A 21,588-nucleotide genomic window follows, 5' to 3' on the forward strand; every position below is an offset into this window, starting at 1 on the left:
GATCTCCGTAAGACAGCTGGCGGTGGGGGTCCCTGCCCCGGGTGCTGGACACCCCTTCTCCGTTGAGCCGACCGGCTGATCGATCGCGATCGACCATCTGATCGATCGGTGTCTCGACGTGAAGAGATATCCAGCGGTCAGGCTATCCGACCCGGACCCCCCTCAACCCCCGCCCCCTTGTGTCGCGGCTCACTGAATCGCCCGCGCCCCCGCTCACTGCGGGGTGGTGCAGCCCTGGGTGCCGGTCGCCAGCGTGGCGCACGCCTTCACGTCGGCGGCCTCGGCCGCCGCGACCATCGGCGTGTAGGTGTCGGTGTCGATCTTCACGGCGCCGTTCTGCGTCGCGTCGCCGGACGTGATCCGGACGGTGTCGCCCGCCTTCGCCTGCGTGAGCCGGGCCCACGCGGCGCCGCAGGTCTTGCTGTAGCGGACCTCGACCTTCGCCGTGCCGACCACCGCGGAGGCGACCGTCGTGGCGTACTGGCCGCCGCAGCCCATGGCTTCCGGGTCCTGGCCGGTGCAGTCGCCGCCGGCGCACTTGACGCCTTCGGGCAGCGGCGCGGAGGCGCTGGTGCTGGGCGGGGCGGACGGCGACTTCGCCACGGGGGTGCCGCCTTGGCCGCCCTCGTCGCCGCCGAGGCCCGAGACCAGGTACGCCCCGACGGCCACCAGCAGCACGCCGAGCGCGCCCGCGAGGGCCATGGGCATCTTGCTCTTGCCGCCTCGGCGACGCGCCCGCGCGGCTGCGGGTGCGGGTTCCGGCGCCGAGTCCACAGGCTGCGCGGGCCCTGCCGCCGGGCCGCGCCGGGCGGGGCCGTTGGGGCCGCCGTCGGGCGGTATGACGGACGGCCGGTCGCCGCCGGCGCCGCGGTCGGCCGGGGCCGCCTGTGCCGCCTTCGTACGGGACGAGCCGTCGGCACCGGGGCCGGCATCGCCGCCGAACTCACCGAGCGCGGCGCGCGCCTGCGAGATGCGTATCGCTTCCATCGTCATGTCGTGGCGCATCTCGGCACGGCTCCAGGCCCGCTCCGCCAGCTCCCACATGGTCGTGAGGTGCACCGTGTTCGTGCCGGTGACCTCGGCCAGGGCGACGATCGCCCCCTTGGGCGCGAGCAGACGCCCGTTGAGATAGCGCTCCCACGACGTCTTGCTGTAACCGGTGCGGTCCGAGACCGCGGCGATGCTCAGTCCGCTGCGGTCCACCAGTCGGCGCAGCTGATGGGCGAACTCCTTGACCTGTGGGTCGAGCTCCTCCGGTAGCGCCTTCCAACGAGGCATTGCCTCCCCCTTGTCCCCCGTACGTGCCTGATGTGCTCCCCGCGCCGCGTGCCCCCTTGCCGCCCCTCGGACCGGGTGTCACCGAGGGGGATGCGCGTAGCCAGGATGTCAGTTCCTCGGGCGGGGGCGCACGGGCGCGAACGGGACGGCCCTTGTGCCCCCACACGCCGGGGCGTCCTGTCGCCGCCCCAGTTTCGCATCCGTTGCGGGTCGATCACACCATGCCGGAATGGTCACCTCCGCGCTACAGGAAACGGACATACCTTGTCGTCCCTTGGCGCGTCCATGACTCTTTACGCAGGTGGCGGCGCCCGTCCTGCTCGGGGGAGGGGACGGTCGCCGTCACCGTCCTCCGTCAGCGGGCCGCCATCTTCTTCTGCAGCCCGGTGTCGAGGGTCTCCAGGAACTGCTCGGTGGTCAGCCAGGGCTGGTCCCGGGAGACCAGGGCGGCGAGGTCCTTCGTCATCTGGCCGCCCTCGACCGTCTCGGCGCAGACCTCCTCCAGCGCCTCCGCGAAGTCGACGACCTCGGGCGTGCCGTCCAGCCTGCCCCGGTGCGCCAGGCCCCGCGTCCAGGCGTGGACGGAGGCGATGGGGTTGGTGGACGTCGCCTTGCCCTGCTGATGGCGGCGGTAGTGGCGGGTGACGGTGCCGTGCGCGGCCTCCGTCACGACGGTCCGGCCGTCGGGCGACATGAGCACCGAGCTCATCAGGCCGGGCGAGCCGGCCCACCGCAGCAGGGCGTCGGACTGGACGTCGCCGTCGTAGTTCTTGCACGCCCAGACGTAGCCGCCCTCACCCTCGGGGGCCGAGGCGGCCAGGTCGTCGACGAGCCGGTGCTCGTACGTCAGCCCCGCGGCGTCGAAGTCGTCCTTGAACTCCGTGTCGAAGACGTCCTGGAAGAGGTCCTTGAAGCGACCGTCGTACTTCTTCAGGACCGTGTTCTTCGTCGAGAGGTACACCGGGTAGCCCCGGGCCAGGCCGTAGCGGAAGCAGGCGCGCGCGTAGTCGCGGATCGACGCGTCGACGTTGTACATCGCGAGCGCGACGCCCGGGCCCTCGAACGCGTACACCTCCAGCTCGACCGGGTCGGCGGCGGAGCCGGCGGGACCGGTGGGCGTGGGGGTGAAGGTGAGGGTGAGCGTGCCGGGGCCGGGGACCCTGAGCTCGGTAGCCCGGTACTGGTCGCCGAAGGGGTGGCGGCCGATGACCACCGGTCTCGTCCCGTCGGGCACCGGGCGCGGCACGCTGCCCATGAGGACCGGCTCGCGGAAGACCGCGCCGCCCAGCGCCTCGCGGAGGGTGGCACCGGGCGAGCGGTACCGCGCCCGGAGGCCGAACTCGGCGACGCGCGCCTCGTCCGGCGTGATCGTGGGGCACTTCACGCCGACGCCGTACTCCTTGACGGCCCGCGCGGCGTCGGCCGTCACCTGGTCGCGGGTGGCGTCGCGGTGCTGGACGCCGAGGTCGAAGGAGCGCAGCTCGACATCCACGTACGGCAGGATCAGCCGCTCCTTGACGAACCGCCAGACGATGCGGGCCATCTCGTCGCCGTCGAGTTCGACGACGGGGGTGGCCACCTTGATCTTGACCATGGGGCGAACGTCCCTCTCGCGCGCGGGGCTGGGTCGTGTCTGTCACCCCATGTGTGCACGGAAGGTACGCGCGTCTAACGCACCGTGAACCGGACGGCTTTCTCCAGGAACGGGATCTCCAGCCACGGACTGGGCTGCGTCATCAGCGCCAGCAGCACGATCACCACGCCGAGCAGGCCGTACGTGACCATGTCGGTGAAGCGCGACCGTACGGCGAGCATGCCGACGGACGGCACGGCGCGGCGCAGCCCGGCGCCGGTGAGCAGGGCGAGGCCGATCAGGATGGCCCCGATCCGCGGCGCCTGCGGGAAGGGGTCGAGCCCGACGACGACCAGCCCGAGCGTGGCGATCCCGAGCACGGTCAGCAGCGGCCACTGCCGCGCGGGCGCGGGCGCGTCCCCGGACGCCGCCCGCCCGCCGCCCTCGGGCCGCGCGGTGTCGCGCGTCAGGGCGGGCGGCCGCCGCGTGGGGCGCGGGGCGGGCGCGTCGTCCTGCGCGGCGCCTCCGGCGGAACCGGCGGTACCGGCCGGCGCCTCCTCGGGCGCGGCGCCGGCGGCCGGAGCCGCCTGTGCCTGCGGCGCCTCGGGCGCCGCCGGGCCCGTCCGCCCCTCGGGCACGGCGTCTGCCGACGGGCCCGCCTGGGCCTGCGGGGGCTCCTGTGCGGTGTTCGCGGTGCCGTCGGCAGCCGCGTTCGCACCCGCATTCGCACCCGCGGCCTCGGCCTCGGCCGGGGAGTCGCCGTCGGCGGGCCCGGCCGGGGCCTGGTCCTCGGCGCGTCCGGCCGCCGAGGTCTCGGCAGCGGCCGCGGCCGTGGTGGCGGCGGTCGCGGGGTCGTCGTTCGCCCGTACGCCCATGGGGTCGCCCTCTCCGGTCCGGCTCAGCTCGCGGTGGCGGCGGCGGCGCGCTCCGCCGCCTCGACGACGTTGACCAGCAGCAGGGCCCGCGTCATCGGTCCGACACCGCCCGGGTTCGGGGCGCGCCATCCGGCCACCTCGGCGACACCGGGGTGGACGTCGCCGACGATCTTGCCACTCTCGTCGCGGCTGACGCCCACGTCCAGGACGGCGGCGCCCGGCTTGACGTCCTCGGGCTTGATCAGGTGCGGCACGCCCGCCGCGGCCACGATGATGTCGGCGCGGCGCAGGTGCGCGGCGAGATCCCGCGTACCCGTGTGGCACTGCGTGACCGTGGCGTTCTCGGACTTGCGCGTCAGCAGCAGCGGCATCGGGCGGCCGATGGTCGTGCCGCGGCCGACGACGACGACCTCCGCGCCGCTGATCTCGACGCCGTGGGCGCGCAGCAGCGTGATGATGCCGTTCGGGGTGCAGGGCAGCGGGGCGGGCTCGTTCAGCACGAGGCGCCCGAGGTTCGTCGGGTGGAGCCCGTCCGCGTCCTTGGACGGGTCCATGAGCTCCAGGACGCGGTTCTCGTCGATGCCCTTGGGGAGCGGCAGCTGCACGATGTACCCGGTACAGGCCGGGTCCTCGTTCAGTTCGCGTACGACCGCCTCGATCTCGTCCTGCGTGGCGGTGGCGGGCAGTTCCCGCTGGATGGAGGCGATGCCGACCTCGGCGCAGTCGCGGTGCTTGCCCGCGACGTACTTCTGGCTGCCCGGGTCGTCGCCGACCAGGATGGTGCCGAGGCCGGGCGTGATGCCCTGGGCCTTCAGGGCCGCCACGCGGGCGGCCAGGTCGGACTTGATCGCGGCTGCGGTGGCCTTGCCATCGAGAATCTGGGCGGTCATGGCCCCATCCTCGCGGATGAACCCGCCCCGGTTCCAATTCGCCGACCCCAGTGGAACGCCAGGTTGCACTTGCACAACACATAGCGATTCCGACTGGACAAAAAGGAGAGGGTACGACCACGATGAGCCGCGCAGTGCCGCGGGCAGTGCCGGGGGGCCAAACCGCTCAATACATGTGAAAGTTCGTTCCTCCGCGCGGGCCGCGCCGTCCCCGCACCCATCAACGGAGGAACACGCCATGAGTTTCGGCGACCCGAACAACCCCTACGGCCAGCCGCAGGGCCAGCCCCAGCAGCCGGGTTACGGCTACCCGCAGCAGGGCCAGCCGCAGCAGCCCGGCTACGGCTACCCGGCCGCCCCGCCGGCCCCGGCGTACGGCGGCGGCTACGCCGGCGCGCCTCAGGAGATGCCGGGTGGCGTCAAGGCCGCCCGCGTCATGCTCTTCGTCATCGCCGGTTTCCAGATCATCGGCGCCATCTTCGCGGGCCTGGGCGCCGTCGGTATGGCCGCCGCCAAGAACGACCCGATGCTCAAGGACGACATCCAGTTCCAGCAGCTCGCCGACATGTCGGTCGGCGCGATCTGGTTCGTCACCGTGCTCATCCTCGCCTGGGGCATCTTCGCGATCGTGCTGGGCGCCAAGTTCGGCTCCGGCGGCAACGGCATACGCATCGCCGCGCTGGTGTTCGGCATCATCACGGCCGTGCTGGGCATCTACCCGTTCGTGCTCATCGGCCTGGTGCACACCGTGCTGGCCATCCTCATCGCCGTGTTCGTCGGCAAGGCGGACGGTGCCGCCTGGTTCAACCGCCCGCGGTACTGAGCCTTTCACCGGGCCTTTCACCGGGCCCTTCCAGCCCTTCCGGCACGCCGAAGGCCGTAACCCCCCTCTCCGGGGCGGGTTACGGCCTTCGGCGTTTCAGCTGTCAGGTGTCAGGTGTCAGGTGTCCACCTGTCTGTCTGCCGCGTCAGTGGAAGAAGTGGCGCGTGCCGGTGAAGTACATCGTCACGCCCGCCTTCTTCGCCGCCTCGACGACCAGCTCGTCACGGACCGAACCGCCCGGCTGCACCACGGCCTTGACGCCCGCCGCGGTGAGGATCTCCAGACCGTCGGGGAACGGGAAGAACGCGTCCGACGCGGCGTACGAGCCGCGCGCCCGCTCCTCGCCCGCCCGCTCGACGGCGAGCTTGGCGGAGTCGACGCGGTTGACCTGGCCCATGCCGACGCCGACGCTCGCGCCGTCCTTGGCGAGCAGGGTGGCGTTGGACTTGACGGCGCGGCAGGCGCGCCAGGCGAAGGCCAGCTCGGCGAGCTCGTCGGCGGAGAGCGCCTCACCGGTGGCGAGGGTCCAGTTGGCCGGGTCGTCGCCGTCCGCCTGGAGGCGGTCGGTGACCTGGAGCAGCGCGCCGCCGTCGATCGGCTTGACCTCGACGGGGGCGGACGGGGCGCCGGGGGCGCGCAGCACGCGGATGTTCTTCTTGCGGGCGAGCACCTCGACCGCGCCGTCCTCGTAGTCGGGCGCGACGATGACCTCGGTGAAGATCTCGGCGACCTGCTCGGCCATGGCGACGGAGACCGGGCGGTTGACGGCGATCACGCCGCCGAAGGCCGACAGCGGGTCGCAGGCGTGCGCCTTGCGGTGCGCCTCGGCGACGTCGGCGCCGATCGCGATGCCGCAGGGGTTGGCGTGCTTGATGATCGCGACACACGGCTCGGTGTGGTCGTACGCGGCCCGGCGCGCGGCGTCGGTGTCCGTGTAGTTGTTGTACGACATCTCCTTGCCGTGCAGCTGCTCCGCCTCGGCGAGGCCGCCGGTGCCGTCGACGTACAGCGCGGCGCCCTGGTGCGGGTTCTCGCCGTAGCGCAGGACGTTCTCGCGGGTGTACGTGGCGCCAAGGAAGTCGGGGAAACCACTGTCGTCCGCGGCGGCGTAGTCGTCGGCGAACCAGGAGGCGACGGCGACGTCGTACGCGGCGGTGTGCTGGAACGCCTCGGCGGCCAGGCGCTTGCGGGCGGCCAGGTCGAAGCCGCCCGCCTGCACGGCGGCGAGGACGTCGCCGTACCGCGCCGGGGAGGTGACGACGGCGACGGAGGGGTGGTTCTTGGCGGCGGCGCGGACCATGGAGGGGCCGCCGATGTCGATCTGCTCCACGCACTCGTCCGGCGTGGCGCCGGAGGCGACCGTCTCGCGGAACGGGTAGAGGTTCACGACCACCAGCTCGAACGGCTCCACGCCCAGCTCGGCGAGCTGCTCGCGGTGCGCGTCCAGGCGCAGGTCGGCGAGGATTCCGGCGTGCACGCGCGGGTGCAGGGTCTTGACGCGGCCGTCCAGGCACTCGGGGAAGCCGGTGAGCTCCTCGACCTTGGTGACCGGGACCCCGGCGGCGGCGATCTTCGCGGCGGTGGAGCCGGTGGAGACCAGCTCGACGCCGTTCTCGTGCAGCCCGCGGGCGAGCTCCTCCAGCCCCGTCTTGTCGTAGACACTGATCAACGCGCGACGGATGGGCTTATTCACCGACATGAACCTTTCGTCCCTCAATGCGGTAGCCGTGCCGGGCCAGACGCCCCACGACCTCGACGAGCAGCGTGCGCTCGACTTCCTTGATGCGCTCGTGGAGGGCGGCTTCGCCCTCCTCCGTGTCCTCTTCCCGCACCTCGACCACGCCCTGGGCGATGATCGGGCCGGTGTCGACGCCGTCGTCGACGAAGTGGACGGTGCATCCGGTGACCTTCACGCCGTGCGCGAGCGCGTCCCGCACTCCGTGGGCACCGGGAAAACTGGGCAGCAGGGCCGGGTGCGTATTGACGATCCGCCCGCCGAACCGGGACAGGAACTCCTTGCCGAGGATCTTCATGAACCCGGCCGAGACGATCAGATCCGGCGCGTACGCGGCGGTCGCCTCGGTGAGCGCGCGGTCCCAGTCGTCGCGGCTCGCGTGGTCCTTGACCCTGCACACGAAGGTCGGCAGCCCGGCGCGCTCCGCCCGCTCCAGTCCGGCGATGCCGTCGCGGTCGGCGCCGACGGCGACGACCTCGGCTCCGTACGCCTCGGGGTCGTCACCGATGGCGTCGAGCAGAGCTTGCAGGTTCGTCCCCGACCCGGAGACAAGGACGACGAGGCGGGCGGCAGCCACGGGGGAAACTCCTTGTTTGTGTGGTCGTACGAATGAATCGCGCCCCTCGACACGGGGAACTCTACGAACGAGCCGACCGTCAGCAACGATACCGGCACACCGAGCGGCCCCCACGGGACGGGGGCGGAGCCGGGGGGTAGCGTCTGGGAGGGAGCCGTCCCGAACGGACGGACACGACAACACAAGGCCCTTCGCGCACACGGGGCCTGAGGGGAAGACGTTCACCACATGCCGGACCGCCGCCGCCCGTCCACGGAGTCCACGTCCACGCCCGCGTCCACGTCCGCGTCGACGTCCGGGGACGAGAACAATCCGTTCGCGCCGCCGCCCGAGGGCCGGCCGGACCAGCCGTGGCAGCCGCGCCGCCCCGAGAACGGCGACGAGGACACGGGAGACCAGTCCGAGCGGCCCGCCTGGGGCAGCCAGTGGAGCCCGCGGCAGCCGGGCCGCTCCTCCGGCGGCTTCGGCAGCCGCCCGAACGGCGAGCAGCAGGGCGGTGGCCCCGGCGGCAAGCCCGGCGGTGACCAGCAGGGCCCGGCACTGCGCTGGGACCCGACGGACCCGGCCCAGCGGCGTGCCCGCTACGCGCTCCTGTCGGGCATGTGGGCGTTCTTCTTCGCGCTCTTCGACTTCCCGGAGATCGCCCTGCTGCTCGGCGCCCTCGCCCTTTACTGGGGCATCAGTTCCCTGCGCGCCAAGCCCGCGGCCTCGCCGGCCGCCGCCGCCTCCGAGGGTGCCGCCGCCCCGGCGGCTCCAGGAGCCCCGGCCGGCCCCGCGGGCGCGCGCCCCGGAGCCCGCCCGCAGCGCACCGCCGCGCTCAGCGGCCTGGTGACGGCGACGCTGGCCCTGGCGATCGTGGCGGCGACCTTCACGGTCCAGCTGGTCTACCGCGACTACTACACCTGCGTGGACGACGCCCTGACGAAGACGGGCCAGCTCTCCTGCAACGAGCTGCTGCCGACGCCGCTGCGCGACGTCTTCGGCGTACAGGAGTAGCGAGCGGTCACGGGCCGGGCGACGGGTCCTCGGCAGCGGCCGGGGAGTCGGGGGTGTCCCGGGGGTCGGGGGTGTCCTCCCCCGGAGCCGCCTCGTCGGCGTCCGGGGCCTGGGCGTCGGCGTCGGCGTCCTCCGATGTCTCCCAGGCCGCCGGGAGCACCCCGTACGGCTCGAAGGAGTCCTCGTCGGCGTCGGTCCGCTCCTGCTCGGAGGGCCCCGGCACGGGGACCGCAGCGGGCACGGCGGCCTGAGCCGGGGCCGGGACAGGCACCGGGGGTGCGGCGGTGCCCCGCAGGCGCCAGGCGCGTACGGCGAGCGCGCCCGGGACGCCGAGGGCCGCCGTCCACGCCAGCGCCGCCGCGCCCACGCGCCACCCCACGGGCCCGAACTCCGCCAGCCGCCCCACCCCCAGCGGCCCGCCCGCCGCCGCGCCCAGGACCGCCGCGCCCGCACCGCACAGCACCGCCGCCGCGCAGGCCGCCAGCACCGTCTCGCGTGCGCGGCGCAGCTCCTCCGCGCGCCCCGCGAACCACGCGACCACCAGCCCCGCCACCACCGGGACCCCCGCCGCCGCCCAGTGCGGCCAGGTGCCGCGCCCCTCCCCCGGTACCGCCGCGAGCAGCGGGAAGAGCGGCACCGCCGGGTCGCCCGCCAACGCGAGCGGCGTGGCCACCGCGCCCGTACCGAGGGCGAATCCCGCGCCGAGCGCGTACGCCGCACCCCACACCGCCGCGTTCGGCAGCAGCGCGAGGGCCAGCACCAGCACCCCCGTCCGCCCGGCCCACGTGTCGGAGAGGCCCACGAACCCGTCCCGCACGGCGCCCAGGTGCCACACCAGCGACACCGCCACCACGAGCGCTCCGCCGCCCACCAGCGCCAGCAGGCCGGCCGCCGCGGTACGCGCCGCGACGCCCGTGCGGGAGCGCGCCAGCTCCACGCGCAGCCACCGGGGGAGCCGGCGCGGCAGCGGCCCGGCCGGGCGGCCGTGCGCCGTCCACACCCCGACCGCCGCCGCGAGCGCGACGAGCGGCGGCAGGTGCAGCGCCGCGCTCAACGGCTGCGGGGCCAGCGGGCCGCCGGCCGCGTACGCCACGGCGCCCGCGCCGACGACCGCGTACCCCGCGGTCACCCCGCCCACCACGCCCGCCGCCGGGCCGGGCGACGCGTCGCGCGTGGTGCGGTACGCCAGCCACCCCGGCAGCGCCAGCAGCAGCAGCGGTACGACGCCGACGGGGGCCGGCGCCCCGGCCGGCGGCGGTCCGGCCGCCCGCACCAGCTCCGTCCCATGGGCCAGCAGCCACACCGCGGCGGCGACGTGCAGCGCCCCGCCCGGGCCCCGGTCCGGGTAGGGCGAGCTGATCCACATCACCATCACCAGGACGGTGACGGAGCCGAGCCCGAGCCCCGCGGCGAGCGCGCCGCGCACACCGCACACGGTGATCCTGGTCATGGCCGTCACGGCCGTCGCGCGAGTCACGGCGCCATGCTGCCAACGACACGCGCTTTCTCTGCGTAACGGGAGATTGCCCGCTGTGTCGCCCAATATACGGTTATGTACTTTTTCGTCGCGAGCAGCGCCGCGGGGAGTCTCCCATGACCCAGAGCACCACCACCCGCTCCGCGCCGCCGCTTCCGTCCCCCAAGGAGCGGCGACGACTGCGCGAGGCGAGATCGATGAGCGAGAGCCAGGTCGCCGAGGTCCTCGGCGTCACCAAGGCGACCGTACGCTCCTGGGAGACGGGCCGCGCCAGTCCGCGCGGGCGCAAGCGCGAGGCGTACGTGAAACTGCTGCGCGCGCACGAGGCCGCCACGGCGGCGGCGAAGCCCGCCAACAAGTCCGCGACGTCGGCGAAGTCCGCCGCGAAGGACCAGACCCGGCCGCGCACCTCCAAACAGGCGCCGCGCGCCGAGCGCCGACGCCCGCAGAGCGCCACGGCGCCGGACGCGTCACACGCGCGGAAGCCGGAGCCGGAACCGGGGGACCGACAGGAGCCGCAGGAGGCACAGGAGCAGCCGCAGGAGCTGGAGCTTGCGGAGGAAACCGCGGAGGAAACCGCGCCCGAGGCGGTGGAGGCAGAAGAGGAGTCGGAGACACCTGAGGCAGACGAGGCTGACGAGGAGTCGGGGGCACCCGAGGCGGAGGATGCCGACGAGGCAGAAGAGGCCGACAAGGCTGCCGAGGCGCCCGCCACGGCCTCCGACGCCTTCGACGCGCTGTACGCCTGCGCCGCCCCCGTCATCCTCCAGCAGGCGTACCTCCTGACCGGGCGGCGCCGGCTGGCGCGCGAGGCCGTCGAGTACGCCTTCCACCACGCCTGGGAACGCTGGCCGGAGGTCGCCGTCGACCCGGACCCCGCCGGGTGGGTGCGCGCGGCGGCGCACGCGTACGCCCTCTCCCCCTGGCACCGGCTGCGCCGCTCCCACCGGCACCCCGATCCGCCGACCACCGACCGCGCCGCGCGGGCGCTGCGCGGCGCGGTGCTCGACCTGCCGCCGCCGTACCGCCGCGCCCTGGTGCTCTACGACGGCCTCGGCATCGACCTGCCGGAGACCGCCGCCGAACTGGAGGCGAGCACCCCGGCCGCCGCGCACCGCATCCTCGGTGCGCGCGCCGCCGTCGCCGAGCGGCTCCCCGAGCTGGCCGACCCGGCCGCCCTCCACGAACGCCTCGCGGAGCTGCTGGCCAAGGGCCCGACGATGGTGCTGGCGGCGCCCCGCACCGTACGCACGGGCAGCGAACGCCGCGCCCGGCTCTGGACGCGGGCGGCGATCGGGCTGACCACGCTCATCGTCGGTGCGACCGCGTTCACGCTGGCCACGGCGCCGACCGCGTACGAGCCCCCGCTCGCGCCGGGCGAGGCGGTCAGCGGCGTACCGGTGCTGAGCGGGCCGCAGCGGCTGACGCCGGAGGACGAGGAGCTGCGCGACGCGCTGCGCGGGCAGCCGTTCGCCGGCCCGCCGCGCCTCGTGCCGGACACCCGCTGAGACGCGGATGGGCCCGCCCCCGGAGATCCGGGAGCGGGCCCATCCGCTGTGCGGGATGTCGCCGTACGGCGTGGTTCAGCCGATGGTTCAGCCGGTGGTTCAGCCGGCGAGGATGGCGCGCGCCAGCTTGGCCGTCTCGGTCGGCGTCTTGCCGACCTGGACGCCCGCGGCCTCGAGGGCCTCCTTCTTCGCCTGCGCGGTGCCGGACGAACCGGACACGATCGCACCGGCGTGGCCCATCGTCTTGCCCTCGGGGGCGGTGAAGCCCGCGACGTAGCCGACGACCGGCTTGGTGACGTTGGCCTTGATGAAGTCGGCCGCCCGCTCCTCCGCGTCGCCGCCGATCTCACCGATCATCACGATCAGCTCGGTCTCGGGGTCGGCCTCGAAGGCCGCGAGCGCGTCGATGTGGGTGGTGCCGATGACCGGGTCGCCGCCGATGCCGACGCACGACGTGAAGCCGATGTCGCGCAGCTCGTACATCATCTGGTACGTCAGCGTGCCGGACTTGGACACCAGACCGATCTTGCCGGGCTTGGTGATGTCGCCGGGGATGATGCCCGCGTTGGACTGGCCCGGCGTGATGAGGCCGGGGCAGTTCGGGCCGATGATCCGGGTCTTGTTGCCCTTCTCGACGGCGTACGCGTAGAAGGCGGCGGAGTCGTGGACCGCGATGCCCTCGGTGATGACGACGGCCAGCGGGATCTCGGCGTCGATGGCCTCGACGACGGCGGACTTCGCGAAGGCCGGCGGCACGAAGAGGACGGAGACGTCGGCCCCGGTCTTCTCCATCGCCTCGGCGACCGAGCCGAAGACGGGCACCTCGGTGCCGTCGAAGTCGACCGTCGTGCCCGCCTTGCGCGGGTTCACGCCACCGACGATGTTGGTGCCGTCACCGAGCATGAGCTTGGTGTGCTTCATGCCCGTGGCGCCGGTCATGCCCTGGACGATGACCTTGCTGTCCTTGGTGAGGAAGATAGCCATGGTGTGTCTGTGACCTCGTCCCTTTTACTTCGCAGCCGCGAGCTCGGCGGCCTTGTCGGCCGCGCCGTCCATGGTGTCCACGCGCTGCACCAGCGGGTGGTTGGCGTCCGACAGGATCTTGCGACCCAGCTCCGCGTTGTTGCCGTCGAGGCGCACGACCAGCGGCTTGGTGACGTCCTCGCCGCGCGAGGACAGCAGCTCCAGGGCCTGGACGATGCCGTTGGCGACCTCGTCGCAGGCGGTGATGCCGCCGAAGACGTTGACGAAGACGGACTTGACGTCGGGGTCCCCGAGGATGATCTCGAGGCCGTTCGCCATGACCTCGGCGGAGGCGCCGCCGCCGATGTCGAGGAAGTTGGCCGGCTTGACGCCGCCGTGCGCCTCACCGGCGTACGCGACGACGTCGAGCGTCGACATGACCAGGCCGGCGCCGTTGCCGATGATGCCGACCTCGCCGTCCAGCTTGACGTAGTTGAGGCCCTTGGCCTTGGCGGCAGCCTCGAGCGGGTTGGCTGCGGCCTTGTCCTCGAGCTCGGCGTGCTCGGGGTGGCGGAAGTCGGCGTTGGCGTCCAGGGACACCTTGCCGTCGAGGGCGATGACCCGGCCGTCGGCGACCTTGGCCAGCGGGTTGACCTCGACGAGGAGGGCGTCCTCGGCGACGAAGGTCTTCCACAGGGTCACGAGGATCTCGGCGACCTGGTCCTTGACCTCGGCCGGGAACTTCGCGGCCTCGACGATCTCGCGGGCCTTGGCCTCGGTGACGCCCTCGTTGGCGTCGACCGGGATCTTCGCCAGGGCCTCGGGCTTGGTGGCCGCGACCTCCTCGATGTCCATGCCGCCCTCGACGGAGGCCATGGCGAGGAAGGTGCGGTTGGTGCGGTCGAGGAGGTACGAGACGTAGTACTCCTCGGCGATCTCGGGTGCCGTCTCGGCGATCATCACCTTGTGGACCGTGTGGCCCTTGATGTCCATGCCGAGAATGTCCGTCGCGCGGGCGACGGCCTCGTCGGGGCTGGCAGCCAGCTTGACGCCGCCGGCCTTGCCGCGGCCGCCGACCTTCACCTGCGCCTTGACGACCGAACGGCCGCCCAGTCGCTCGGTCGCCTCGCGCGCCGCCTCAGGCGTGTCGATGACTTCACCGGCCAGCACCGGTACACCGTGCTTGGCGAAGAGGTCCCTCGCCTGGTACTCGAACAGGTCCACGCGCGTCCGTCCCTTTTCTGGTGATCGCGGTTCGTTGTCTGCGTGGGCGTGCCGCGCGCCCGGACCGGGCGGAGGGCAACGTGACTGCGCTGTCACAAGGGAGGCGTACACGGTGTCCGTGGACGCGGCATGTCCGTCTCGCAGGTTATCCCCGTAGGAGCTGGGTCCCTAAATCACAGGTCACACCCGCGCGGTGATACCGATCACAGGAGTGGAGCTCAAACGGGCGGCCTCACTGGTTGTGAGACCGCCCGTTGCTACGGATTTCGTACGTAGCGGATCAAGCGCCGATCGGATCAGCCGCCGTAGGGGAGGTAGTCCGGGGTGACCGACTGGACGGTGGACTGGACGCCGGTGACGGCGTTGGCGGAGAGCGGCTGGACGTCGGCGGTGACGTGCGAGACGAGGGCCTGCCCGAACGTCTGTGCGTCACCGGTGACGCCGCCCGCGAACGGCTGGACCTCGCCCGTCACGCCGTACGCCAGACCGGTGGCGCTGCCGCCGACGCCGTCGACGACCGGCTGGACGTGGTCGGCGACGGTGTCGACGACCGCCTGGACGAACGGCTGCACCGAGCCCGTCACCCCGTACGCGAACGGCTGGACCTCGCCGGTCACGCCGTACGCCAGCGGCTGGACGTCCGCGACGACACCGCCCACGAAGGGCTGCACACCGGAGACGGCGCCCTGGGCGAGGGAGCCGGCGTCACCGACGGCCTGGCCCGCGACCGGGACGGCTCCGTCGACGGCGCGGTCGGCGATGGGCGGCAGGACGTCCTGGGCGACGCCGTCGAGGATCGGGGTCGCGGTGCCGACCGGGTCGCCCTGGACCTCGTGGGCGAAGGAGGTGAGGGGGCCGAAGAGGTAGTCGATCTCGCCCGTGGCGGTGTCGACGGTGGTGTCCACGGCCGGGGTGGCGACGCCCTGCGCGTACTGGACATCGGCCTGGACGTCCTGGGTGAGGCCCTGGACCGCGCCCTGCGCGGTGCCCTGGACGTTCTGGACGGTGGGCGTGGTGGCGGACGCGACGGCGTTCACATCGGCCTTGGCGTCCTGCGTGACGTCCTGGGCGGTGTCCTGGGCCGTGTCCTCGACCGCGTCGACGACCTTGTCCGCGGTCGACAGCGGGACGGAGACCTTCACCTCGGCCGCGCTGGCGGCCGCGGTGCCGATGGCCCACATGCCGGTGGCGGTGGCGGCGACGGCTATGGAACGGCGGATGTTCTTGTTCATGGGGTGCGTCGGTTCCTTCGAATTCCGTGTGTGGGGTCACCGATGGGGTGACGGCGGGCAGACCTGTCCCGCCCCCGCGCGGCAGGTCCTGGGCGTCCTGACGGGGGACGGTCTGCCCTAGCCGGGGAATTCGAGGATGTCGTGCGGTCGGTCGTGGACCGGCGCGACGGTCGCCGGCAGTCCGGCGCCGCGTACGGGCCCGGGGTACGGGAGCGACGCCGACCCCGTGGCGTGCTGGTCGCCGCCGCGCGGCGAGCCGCTGTCACCGGCGACGGCGCCGGCGGTCTGGAGGCACGCGCCGCCGGGGCACGGCTCGGGGGCGGCGGGCGGCGTCGCGGGACGCGCGACGGCCCGGCGGTCCTCGCCGTACTCGCCGTACGTACGTAGGCGCTCGCCGCTCGCGTGGGCGGCGTACGGCCACGCCGGGGTGGCGGTGCCCGCGTGCGAGGCAGCCGGGGTCGCGGAGGCCGTGCCGGCACCGCTTCCGGTCGCGGCGATCGCGGTCCCGGCAACGGTTTCCGCGCCGGGGCTTTCCGCCTCGGCGGGTACCGGGGCCTGCGGCAGCTCGGGCGCCGCCGGAAGCTCGGGCAGGCCGGGCGCCGAGGGGCGCTCGACGGGAGCCGCCGGCAGGGCTCCGGTGAGGTTTGGGCCGAGGTCCCGCACCGCCCCGGTGGCGAGGGCGACGGCCCCGCCGACGGGCTCGGCGGATTGGGCGGCTTCGGCGGTACGGCCGGCGACCTCGCGAACGGCGTCCGTGGCGCGGGGCGCGGCGGTCTGCGGCACGGTGGCGCGGAGCCGCTCGGCGGAGACCGGTGTGGCTTCCGTGCCCGAGACCGCCGTGCCTGCCGTGCCCTCCGCCGCGTACGCCTGGCCGCCACAGAGGAAGCCCAGCGCGAGCAGTCCGCCGAGGAACAGCGCGGCGGTCAGCGCCCGCGCGCCGAGCGTGCGGCGCAGCAAGGCGTGCCGCCGGGCCGCTCCGCGCACCAGGCGCAGGGCGGCAACCGGCACGGCTGCTGCGGCGGTCACGGCGTTCGGAGTCCTTCCAGGGCGGCGGAAGTCGAGGTTCGGACTCCGCATACGGCGCGCTGATGCTTGCACGAGCCTCGGGGGGTCACGCAAGTCCGGTGTTACTGATGAGTCGCCATGTCCGGTATGGGCAGGGGGCGCTTCTCGATCGCGGCGGCCATCACCTCGGGGAAGAGGTCCGGGGTGCAGGCGAACGCCGGGGCGCCGAGCGCGGCGAGCGCCGCCGCGTGCTCGCGGTCGTACGCCGGGGTGCCTTCGTCGGAGAGCGCGAGCAGCGCCACGAACTGCACGCCGGACGCCTTCATGGCGGCCACCCGCTTGAGCATCTCGTCGCGGATGCCGCCTTCGTAGAGGTCGCTGATGAGGACGACGACGGTGTCGGCGGGGCGGGTGATCCGCGACTGGCAGTACGCCAGCGCCCTGTTGATGTCCGTGCCGCCGCCGAGCTGGGTGCCGAAGAGGACGTCGACCGGGTCGTCGAGCTGGTCGGTGAGGTCGACGACGGCGGTGTCGAACACGACGAGTCGGGTGGCGAGGGAGCGCATGGAGGCCAGCACCGCTCCGAAGACCGAGGCGTAGACGACGGACGCCGCCATCGACCCGGACTGGTCGATGCACAGGACGACGTCCTTCTTGACCGACTGGGAGGCGCGTCCGTAGCCGATGAGCCGCTCGGGCACCACGGTGCGGTGCTCCGGGAGGTAGTTCTTGAGGTTCGCCCGGATCGTCCGGTCCCAGTCGATGTCCCGGTGGCGGGGGCGGCTGACGCGCGCACTGCGGTCGAGCGCGCCGGTGAGCGTGGCGCGGGTGCGGCTGGCGAGCCGCTTCTCCAGGTCCTCGACGACCTTGCGGACGACGGCCCGTGCGGTCTCCTTCGTCGTCTCGGGCATCGCCTTGTTGAGCGAGAGGAGCGTGCCGACGAGGTGGACGTCGGCCTCGACCGCCTCGAGCATCTCCGGCTCCAGCAGCAGGGTCGACAGACCGAGGCGGTCGATCGCGTCGCGCTGCATGACCTGGACGACGGAGCTCGGGAAGTACGTCCGGATGTCGCCGAGCCAGCGCGCGACCGACGGCGCCGACGCGCCGAGGCCCGCCGAACGGTCCCGCCCGGTCCTGCCCCGGCCGCCGCTCTCGCCGTAGAGGGCGGCCAGGGCGCCGTCCATCGCGGCGTCGGTCCCGGCGAGCGCGCGGCCGGTCCCGTCGGCCGCTCCCCCGCCGAGCACCAGCCGCCAGCGCCGCAGCCGCTCGTCGTCACGGTCGTTCATCGTCCCGCCCCCACCAGGTCGTTTTGTTCGGTCTCTCCGAGCTTGCCGAGCAGCAGCCGCACCAGCCCCGTCACGGCGTCAGCGCGCTCCTCGTCCAGGCCCGGGCCGAAACCCGGCGCGCCGGGCTCGGCGGCGGCGCCCGCCGTTGGTGTGCCGGGCGCCGCCGGGCCGCGCCGCACCAGCTCGCCGAGCGTGCGCCGCACACCCGGTTCGTACGCCCCGAACGTGCGCCGCAGCAGCGGCAGCACATCGGTGAACGCCTCCGCCGGGACCCCGGTCAGCCAGGCGTCGACCAGGCCCAGCAGCCGCTCGTCGTGGACGAGGAGCATGCCGCCGCAGGAGGAACCGGCTCCGGGGCCGCCGCCGACGAATCCCTCGATCCAGGCGGCCGCCTCGGCCGGTGGCGTGCCGGGCGAGAGGGCGAGGCCCATCAGCCGGGCCGCCTCTTCCTCGGCGAGCCGCCCGTCGTCCAGCAGCAGCCGGGCGGCCCGCCCGCGTATCACTCCGGGAACGGTGTCCCGGTCGGCGAGCCCGCGCAGGACGGTGCCCCAGCGGGCGGTGACCTCCTCGGCCTCCGGCAGGAGCCGGATGGCGGTGTGGACGCCGTCGAGGTGGCCGCGCATCTCGGCGGCGCCGTCCGCGTCGAGCCCCCCGCAGGCGGGCGGCAGGCCGACGCAGACGCGCAGCGCGAGGCCGGTGGCGACCTCCCCGAGCGCGGCCGTGTCCGTGGCCCGCACGTCGCCGTACCGCAGGGAGCGGGCCAGTGCGGGCAGCGCCTGGGCGAGGTGGCCGACGTCCGCGTCGAGCGCGGCCCGGTCGGCGAGCGCCTTCATCACCACGGGCAGCGCGTCGGGCAGCCCGGCCAGTAGGCACCGCTCGGCGAGCGCGGTGACGTCGGCCAGCGCGGTGGCCGACACCGCCAGCGACTCGGCCTTGGCGGTGGCGGCGGCGAGCACCGTGGTGCCCCACACGCCGGCCTCCGCCACGCGCACGTGCAGCTCCGGCTGCCAGCGCAGCCGCCAGCTCTCCCGGAAGGTGCCGGTGGAGCCGCGCCCGCCGGCCTGTTCGCCCCAGTCGACGCCGAGCAGCCGCAGCCGGTGCAGGAGCCGGCTGCGCTCCGCGTCCGTCTCCTTGCGCAGGTCGAGGTCGAGCTCGCGCTCCAGCGCCTCCGGTTTGAGGCGCAGGCCGCGCTGAAGCCGGGTCAGGTCCCGTTGCAGCGGGACGGCGGGCGCGCTGTCCGGCACCTCGCCGAGCACGTCACCGACGATCAGGCGGTCCCTGATGAGGTCCAGCGGCACGTCGGAGCCGTCGCACATCACCGCCCGTACGGCGTCCATGGTCTCGGTGAGCCCGGCGAGCGGGCGGCCCCGCATGGCGGCGAGCGTCCCGGCGAGCCGTACGGCCTCGATCACATGGGCGGAGGACACGATCCGGTCCTCCTCGCGCAGCAGCCCGGCGATCTTCGTCAGCCAGCGCTCGACGGGCCGGTCGGGCGCGCCGAACAGGTGCCCGTACCAGCCTGGGGAGTCGATGCCCGCGCCGTAACCGGTGTGCCGGGCGAGGCGGCGGTGGGTCCACGGGACCCAGGTGATCTCGGCCTTGACCTTGGGCAGGCCCTTGAGGAGGGCACGGTCGGCGGTGACGGTGCTCTTCGCCGCGAGCGCCGGCACGTGCCAGGCGCCGCACACGACGGCCACGCCGTCGCCGTACGTCTTGCGCTCGGCGCGCAACTGGAGCCGCATGTAGGCCTCGCGGATCAGGTCGCGGCGGTGGCCGCCGTGTCCGTACGCCTCGCGCAGCGCGGACATGGCCTCCGCGAGACCGTCGAAGACGGCGACGGGGTCGGTGCCGCCGTCGTCGCCGCCCGGGGGGCCGTGGCGGGCCGCGACCGGGCCGCGGGGTCCGCGGTGCTCGACGACGTCCTCCCACCAGCGCTCCGGGTCGTCGTACCCGGCGGTCTCGGCGAGCACGGCGAGCGGGTCGACGCGTACGCCGTCGGCTTCCTCCTCGTCCCCGTCGCCCCAGGTGGGATCCGTCGCCATGGCCAGCGAGTGGGTGGCCGGCAGGTCGATGAAGCGGACGGGCACGCCGTGCTCGAGCGCCCAGCGGAGGGCGACCCACTCCGGTGAGAACTCCGCCAGCGGCCAGAAGGCGGCCCGGGCCGGGTCGTCCACCGCGTGCGCGAGCAGGGCGACGGGCGGGCGCATCCGCTCGTCGGCGGCGAGCGGGAGCAGCGCGTCGCCCTCGGGCGGCCCCTCGATCAGCACGGCCGGGGGCTTCGCGGCGTCCAGGGCGGCCCTGACCGAGCGGGCGGATCCCGGGCCGTGGTGCCGCACGCCGAGCAGCAGCGGCTTCGTGGCGGCCGCGCGCACCGTCGCCGTCATGCCGAGACCTCCCTGCAGGCGCGGTAGAAGTCCTTCCAGCCGTCCCGTTCGCGGACGACCGTCTCCAGATACTCCTGCCAGATGACGCGGTCGGCCGCCGGGTCGCGGACGACCGCGCCGAGGACGCCCGCGGCCACGTCGGCGGGGCGGAGCACGCCGTCGCCGAAGTGCGCGGCGAGCGCGAGGCCGCCGGTGACGACGGAGATCGCCTCGGCCGTCGAGAGCGTCCCCGACGGGGACTTGAGCTTGGTGCGGCCGTCGGTGGTGACGCCGTCGCGCAGCTCGCGGAAGACGGTGACGACCCGGCGGATCTCGTCGATGCCCTCCGGTGTGGCGGGCAGGTCGAGCGAGCGCCCTATCTGGTCGACGCGCCGCGACACGATGTCGACCTCGGCCTCCGGTGTCGCGGGCAGCGGCAGGACGACGGTGTTGAAGCGGCGGCGCAGGGCGCTGGACAGGTCGTTGACGCCGCGGTCCCGGTCGTTGGCGGTGGCGATCAGGTTGAATCCCCGTACCGCCTGGACCTCTTGGCCCAGCTCGGGGATGGGGAGCGTCTTCTCGGACAGGATGGTGATGAGCGTGTCCTGCACATCGGCCGGGATGCGGGTGAGCTCCTCCACCCGGGCCGTCATGCCCTCGGCCATGGCGCGCATGACGGGGCTGGGCACCAGCGCGTCCCGGCTGGGGCCGTGGGCCAGCAGCTGCGCGTAGTTCCACCCGTACCGGATGGCTTCCTCGGGTGTGCCCGCCGTGCCCTGCACGAGCAGCGTGGAGTCGCCGCTGACCGCCGCGGCGAGGTGCTCCGAGACCCAGGTCTTGGCGGTGCCGGGCACGCCGAGCAGGAGCAGGGCGCGGTCGGTGGCGAGCGTGGTGACGGCGACCTCGACGATGCGGCGCGGGCCGACGTACTTCGGTGTGATGACGGTGCCGTCGGGGAGGGTGCCGCCGAGGAGATAGGTGGCGACGGCCCACGGCGAGAGCCGCCAGCGGGCGGGCCGGGGCCGGTCGTCGACCGCCGCGAGCGCCGTGAGCTCGTCCGCGAACGCGTCCTCGGCGTGCGGCCGCAGAGGCTCCGCGGCGGTGGGCGCGGCGGCCTCCGCGCCGGTGGACGCGGTGGCTTCGGTGGTTTCGGGCACGGTCATGGATCCCCCTCCAGATCGTTGCGACCGGGTGTGGTGTCCACCGTGCACCATGCCACTGACAATCGGCCGTTCACGCAGGTCAAAGCCGATTGTCAGTGGTGGGGCCTACCGTCGGGGACATGAATCAGCAGGGGGTGCGCTGGACGGCGGAACAGGTGCTGGCACTGGCTCCTGACGACGCCTCACGCAGAGCGGGAAGCAAACTCGGCACGGCCGGACCGTGGTCCGATGCGGGCGGCAGCGGCGCGGGGGCCGTCTGGGGCCTGTGCAAGGGCAGCGGGAGCAAGCCGTACCAGACGATCGTGGACACCACCGGCCCGGCGTACAAGTGCAGTTGTCCGAGCCGGAAGTTCCCGTGCAAGCACGCGCTGGGGCTGCTGCTGCTCTGGGCATCGGACGAGCAAGCCGTGCCCCGCGCCGAGACCGCGCCCGAGTGGGCCGAGCAGTGGCTCGCCGGGCGCCGGGAGCGGGCCGCCGGCCGCGAAGGAGGGGACGCGGCCGGCGCCCACGCACCCAAGTCCGCCGACCCCGAGGCGGCGCGGAGGCGCGGCGCGCGCCGGTCGGGCGGGATAAACGGGGGCGCGACGGAGTTGGTGCGCGGCCACGGCGAAAAGCGGCGC

18 protein-coding genes are annotated in these 21,588 nt (G+C 73.9%); 4 read left to right on the forward strand and 14 right to left on the reverse strand.

What is annotated here, in order from left to right; genetic code table 11:
• Positions 1–213: 213 nt before the first annotated feature.
• The 4 genes from ABZX67_RS25110 to ABZX67_RS25125 all read right to left on the reverse strand — a co-directional run bounded on the left by ABZX67_RS25110 (position 214) and on the right by ABZX67_RS25125 (position 4,616).
• Complete coding sequence (locus ABZX67_RS25110) at positions 214–1,278, reverse strand: DUF2690 domain-containing protein (RefSeq protein WP_355363928.1); 1,065 nt, start codon at positions 1,276–1,278, stop codon at positions 214–216.
• Positions 1,279–1,633: 355 nt separating this feature from the next.
• Complete coding sequence (locus ABZX67_RS25115) at positions 1,634–2,872, reverse strand: NADP-dependent isocitrate dehydrogenase (RefSeq protein ID WP_355363931.1); 1,239 nt, start codon at positions 2,870–2,872, stop codon at positions 1,634–1,636.
• Between the two features lie 74 nt (positions 2,873–2,946).
• On the reverse strand, positions 2,947–3,726 hold the full coding sequence (locus ABZX67_RS25120) for a DUF3017 domain-containing protein (protein ID WP_355363934.1): 780 nt from the start codon (positions 3,724–3,726) through the stop codon (positions 2,947–2,949).
• 23 nt (positions 3,727–3,749) lie between these two features.
• The gene (locus tag ABZX67_RS25125) at positions 3,750–4,616 is read right to left on the reverse strand and encodes a bifunctional methylenetetrahydrofolate dehydrogenase/methenyltetrahydrofolate cyclohydrolase (RefSeq protein WP_355363937.1); all 867 of its coding nucleotides are present in this window, start codon (positions 4,614–4,616) and stop codon (positions 3,750–3,752) included.
• 238 nt (positions 4,617–4,854) lie between these two features.
• Here ABZX67_RS25125 and ABZX67_RS25130 point away from each other — a divergent pair, with 238 nt between their 5' ends.
• A complete protein-coding gene (locus tag ABZX67_RS25130; protein WP_355363940.1) occupies positions 4,855–5,439 on the forward strand; it encodes a hypothetical protein in 585 nt (194 codons plus the stop codon).
• 145 nt (positions 5,440–5,584) lie between these two features.
• On the opposite strand, the gene purH is transcribed toward ABZX67_RS25130, so the two are convergent.
• Both purH and purN read right to left on the reverse strand, forming a co-directional pair.
• Positions 5,585–7,138: a bifunctional phosphoribosylaminoimidazolecarboxamide formyltransferase/IMP cyclohydrolase gene (purH, locus tag ABZX67_RS25135; RefSeq protein ID WP_355363943.1), complete on the reverse strand. Its 1,554-nt coding sequence runs from the start codon at positions 7,136–7,138 to the stop codon at positions 5,585–5,587.
• Positions 7,125–7,751 carry a phosphoribosylglycinamide formyltransferase gene (gene purN, locus ABZX67_RS25140; RefSeq protein ID WP_355363946.1) on the reverse strand — a complete coding sequence of 209 codons (627 nt, stop codon included), beginning with the start codon at positions 7,749–7,751 and terminating at the stop codon, positions 7,125–7,127. Before purN ends, purH begins: the two co-directional genes overlap by 14 nt.
• 228 nt (positions 7,752–7,979) lie before the next feature.
• Between purN and ABZX67_RS25145 the strand changes: the two genes are divergently transcribed.
• The gene (locus ABZX67_RS25145; protein WP_355363949.1) at positions 7,980–8,747 is read left to right on the forward strand and encodes a hypothetical protein; all 768 of its coding nucleotides are present in this window, start codon (positions 7,980–7,982) and stop codon (positions 8,745–8,747) included.
• Between the two features lie 7 nt (positions 8,748–8,754).
• Here ABZX67_RS25145 and ABZX67_RS25150 read toward each other — a convergent pair whose 3' ends face one another.
• Positions 8,755–10,224 carry a DUF6350 family protein gene (locus tag ABZX67_RS25150; RefSeq protein ID WP_355363952.1) on the reverse strand — a complete coding sequence of 490 codons (1,470 nt, stop codon included), beginning with the start codon at positions 10,222–10,224 and terminating at the stop codon, positions 8,755–8,757.
• 116 nt (positions 10,225–10,340) lie between these two features.
• Between ABZX67_RS25150 and ABZX67_RS25155 the strand changes: the two genes are divergently transcribed.
• A complete protein-coding gene (locus tag ABZX67_RS25155) occupies positions 10,341–11,732 on the forward strand; it encodes a helix-turn-helix domain-containing protein (RefSeq protein WP_355363955.1) in 1,392 nt (463 codons plus the stop codon).
• A 99-nt stretch (positions 11,733–11,831) separates the two neighbouring features.
• On the opposite strand, the gene sucD is transcribed toward ABZX67_RS25155, so the two are convergent.
• The 7 genes from sucD to ABZX67_RS25190 all read right to left on the reverse strand — a co-directional run bounded on the left by sucD (position 11,832) and on the right by ABZX67_RS25190 (position 20,968).
• On the reverse strand, positions 11,832–12,716 hold the full coding sequence (sucD, locus tag ABZX67_RS25160) for a succinate--CoA ligase subunit alpha (RefSeq protein WP_355363958.1): 885 nt from the start codon (positions 12,714–12,716) through the stop codon (positions 11,832–11,834).
• 24 nt (positions 12,717–12,740) lie between these two features.
• Complete coding sequence (gene sucC, locus ABZX67_RS25165; RefSeq protein ID WP_355363961.1) at positions 12,741–13,919, reverse strand: ADP-forming succinate--CoA ligase subunit beta; 1,179 nt, start codon at positions 13,917–13,919, stop codon at positions 12,741–12,743.
• A gap of 296 nt (positions 13,920–14,215) precedes the next feature.
• Complete coding sequence (locus ABZX67_RS25170; RefSeq protein WP_355363964.1) at positions 14,216–15,151, reverse strand: hypothetical protein; 936 nt, start codon at positions 15,149–15,151, stop codon at positions 14,216–14,218.
• A 117-nt stretch (positions 15,152–15,268) separates the two neighbouring features.
• Entirely contained in the window at positions 15,269–16,177 is a 909-nt protein-coding gene (locus tag ABZX67_RS25175) for a hypothetical protein (protein ID WP_355363967.1), read from the reverse strand.
• Between the two features lie 101 nt (positions 16,178–16,278).
• The gene (locus tag ABZX67_RS25180) at positions 16,279–17,442 is read right to left on the reverse strand and encodes a VWA domain-containing protein (protein WP_355363970.1); all 1,164 of its coding nucleotides are present in this window, start codon (positions 17,440–17,442) and stop codon (positions 16,279–16,281) included.
• Complete coding sequence (locus tag ABZX67_RS25185) at positions 17,439–19,826, reverse strand: DUF5682 family protein (RefSeq protein WP_355363973.1); 2,388 nt, start codon at positions 19,824–19,826, stop codon at positions 17,439–17,441. Before ABZX67_RS25185 ends, ABZX67_RS25180 begins: the two co-directional genes overlap by 4 nt.
• A complete protein-coding gene (locus ABZX67_RS25190) occupies positions 19,823–20,968 on the reverse strand; it encodes an AAA family ATPase (protein ID WP_355363976.1) in 1,146 nt (381 codons plus the stop codon). The genes ABZX67_RS25185 and ABZX67_RS25190 overlap by 4 nt, the downstream gene beginning before the upstream one ends.
• 119 nt (positions 20,969–21,087) lie before the next feature.
• On the opposite strand from ABZX67_RS25190, the gene ABZX67_RS25195 reads away from it, so the two are divergent.
• The coding region (locus ABZX67_RS25195; RefSeq protein ID WP_355363979.1) for an SWIM zinc finger family protein at positions 21,088–21,588 on the forward strand (501 nt) is incomplete at its 3' end.

The sequence above is a fragment of the Streptomyces sp. NPDC003036 genome, from assembly GCF_040611175.1.
Classification (GTDB): Bacteria; Actinomycetota; Actinomycetes; order Streptomycetales; family Streptomycetaceae; genus Streptomyces.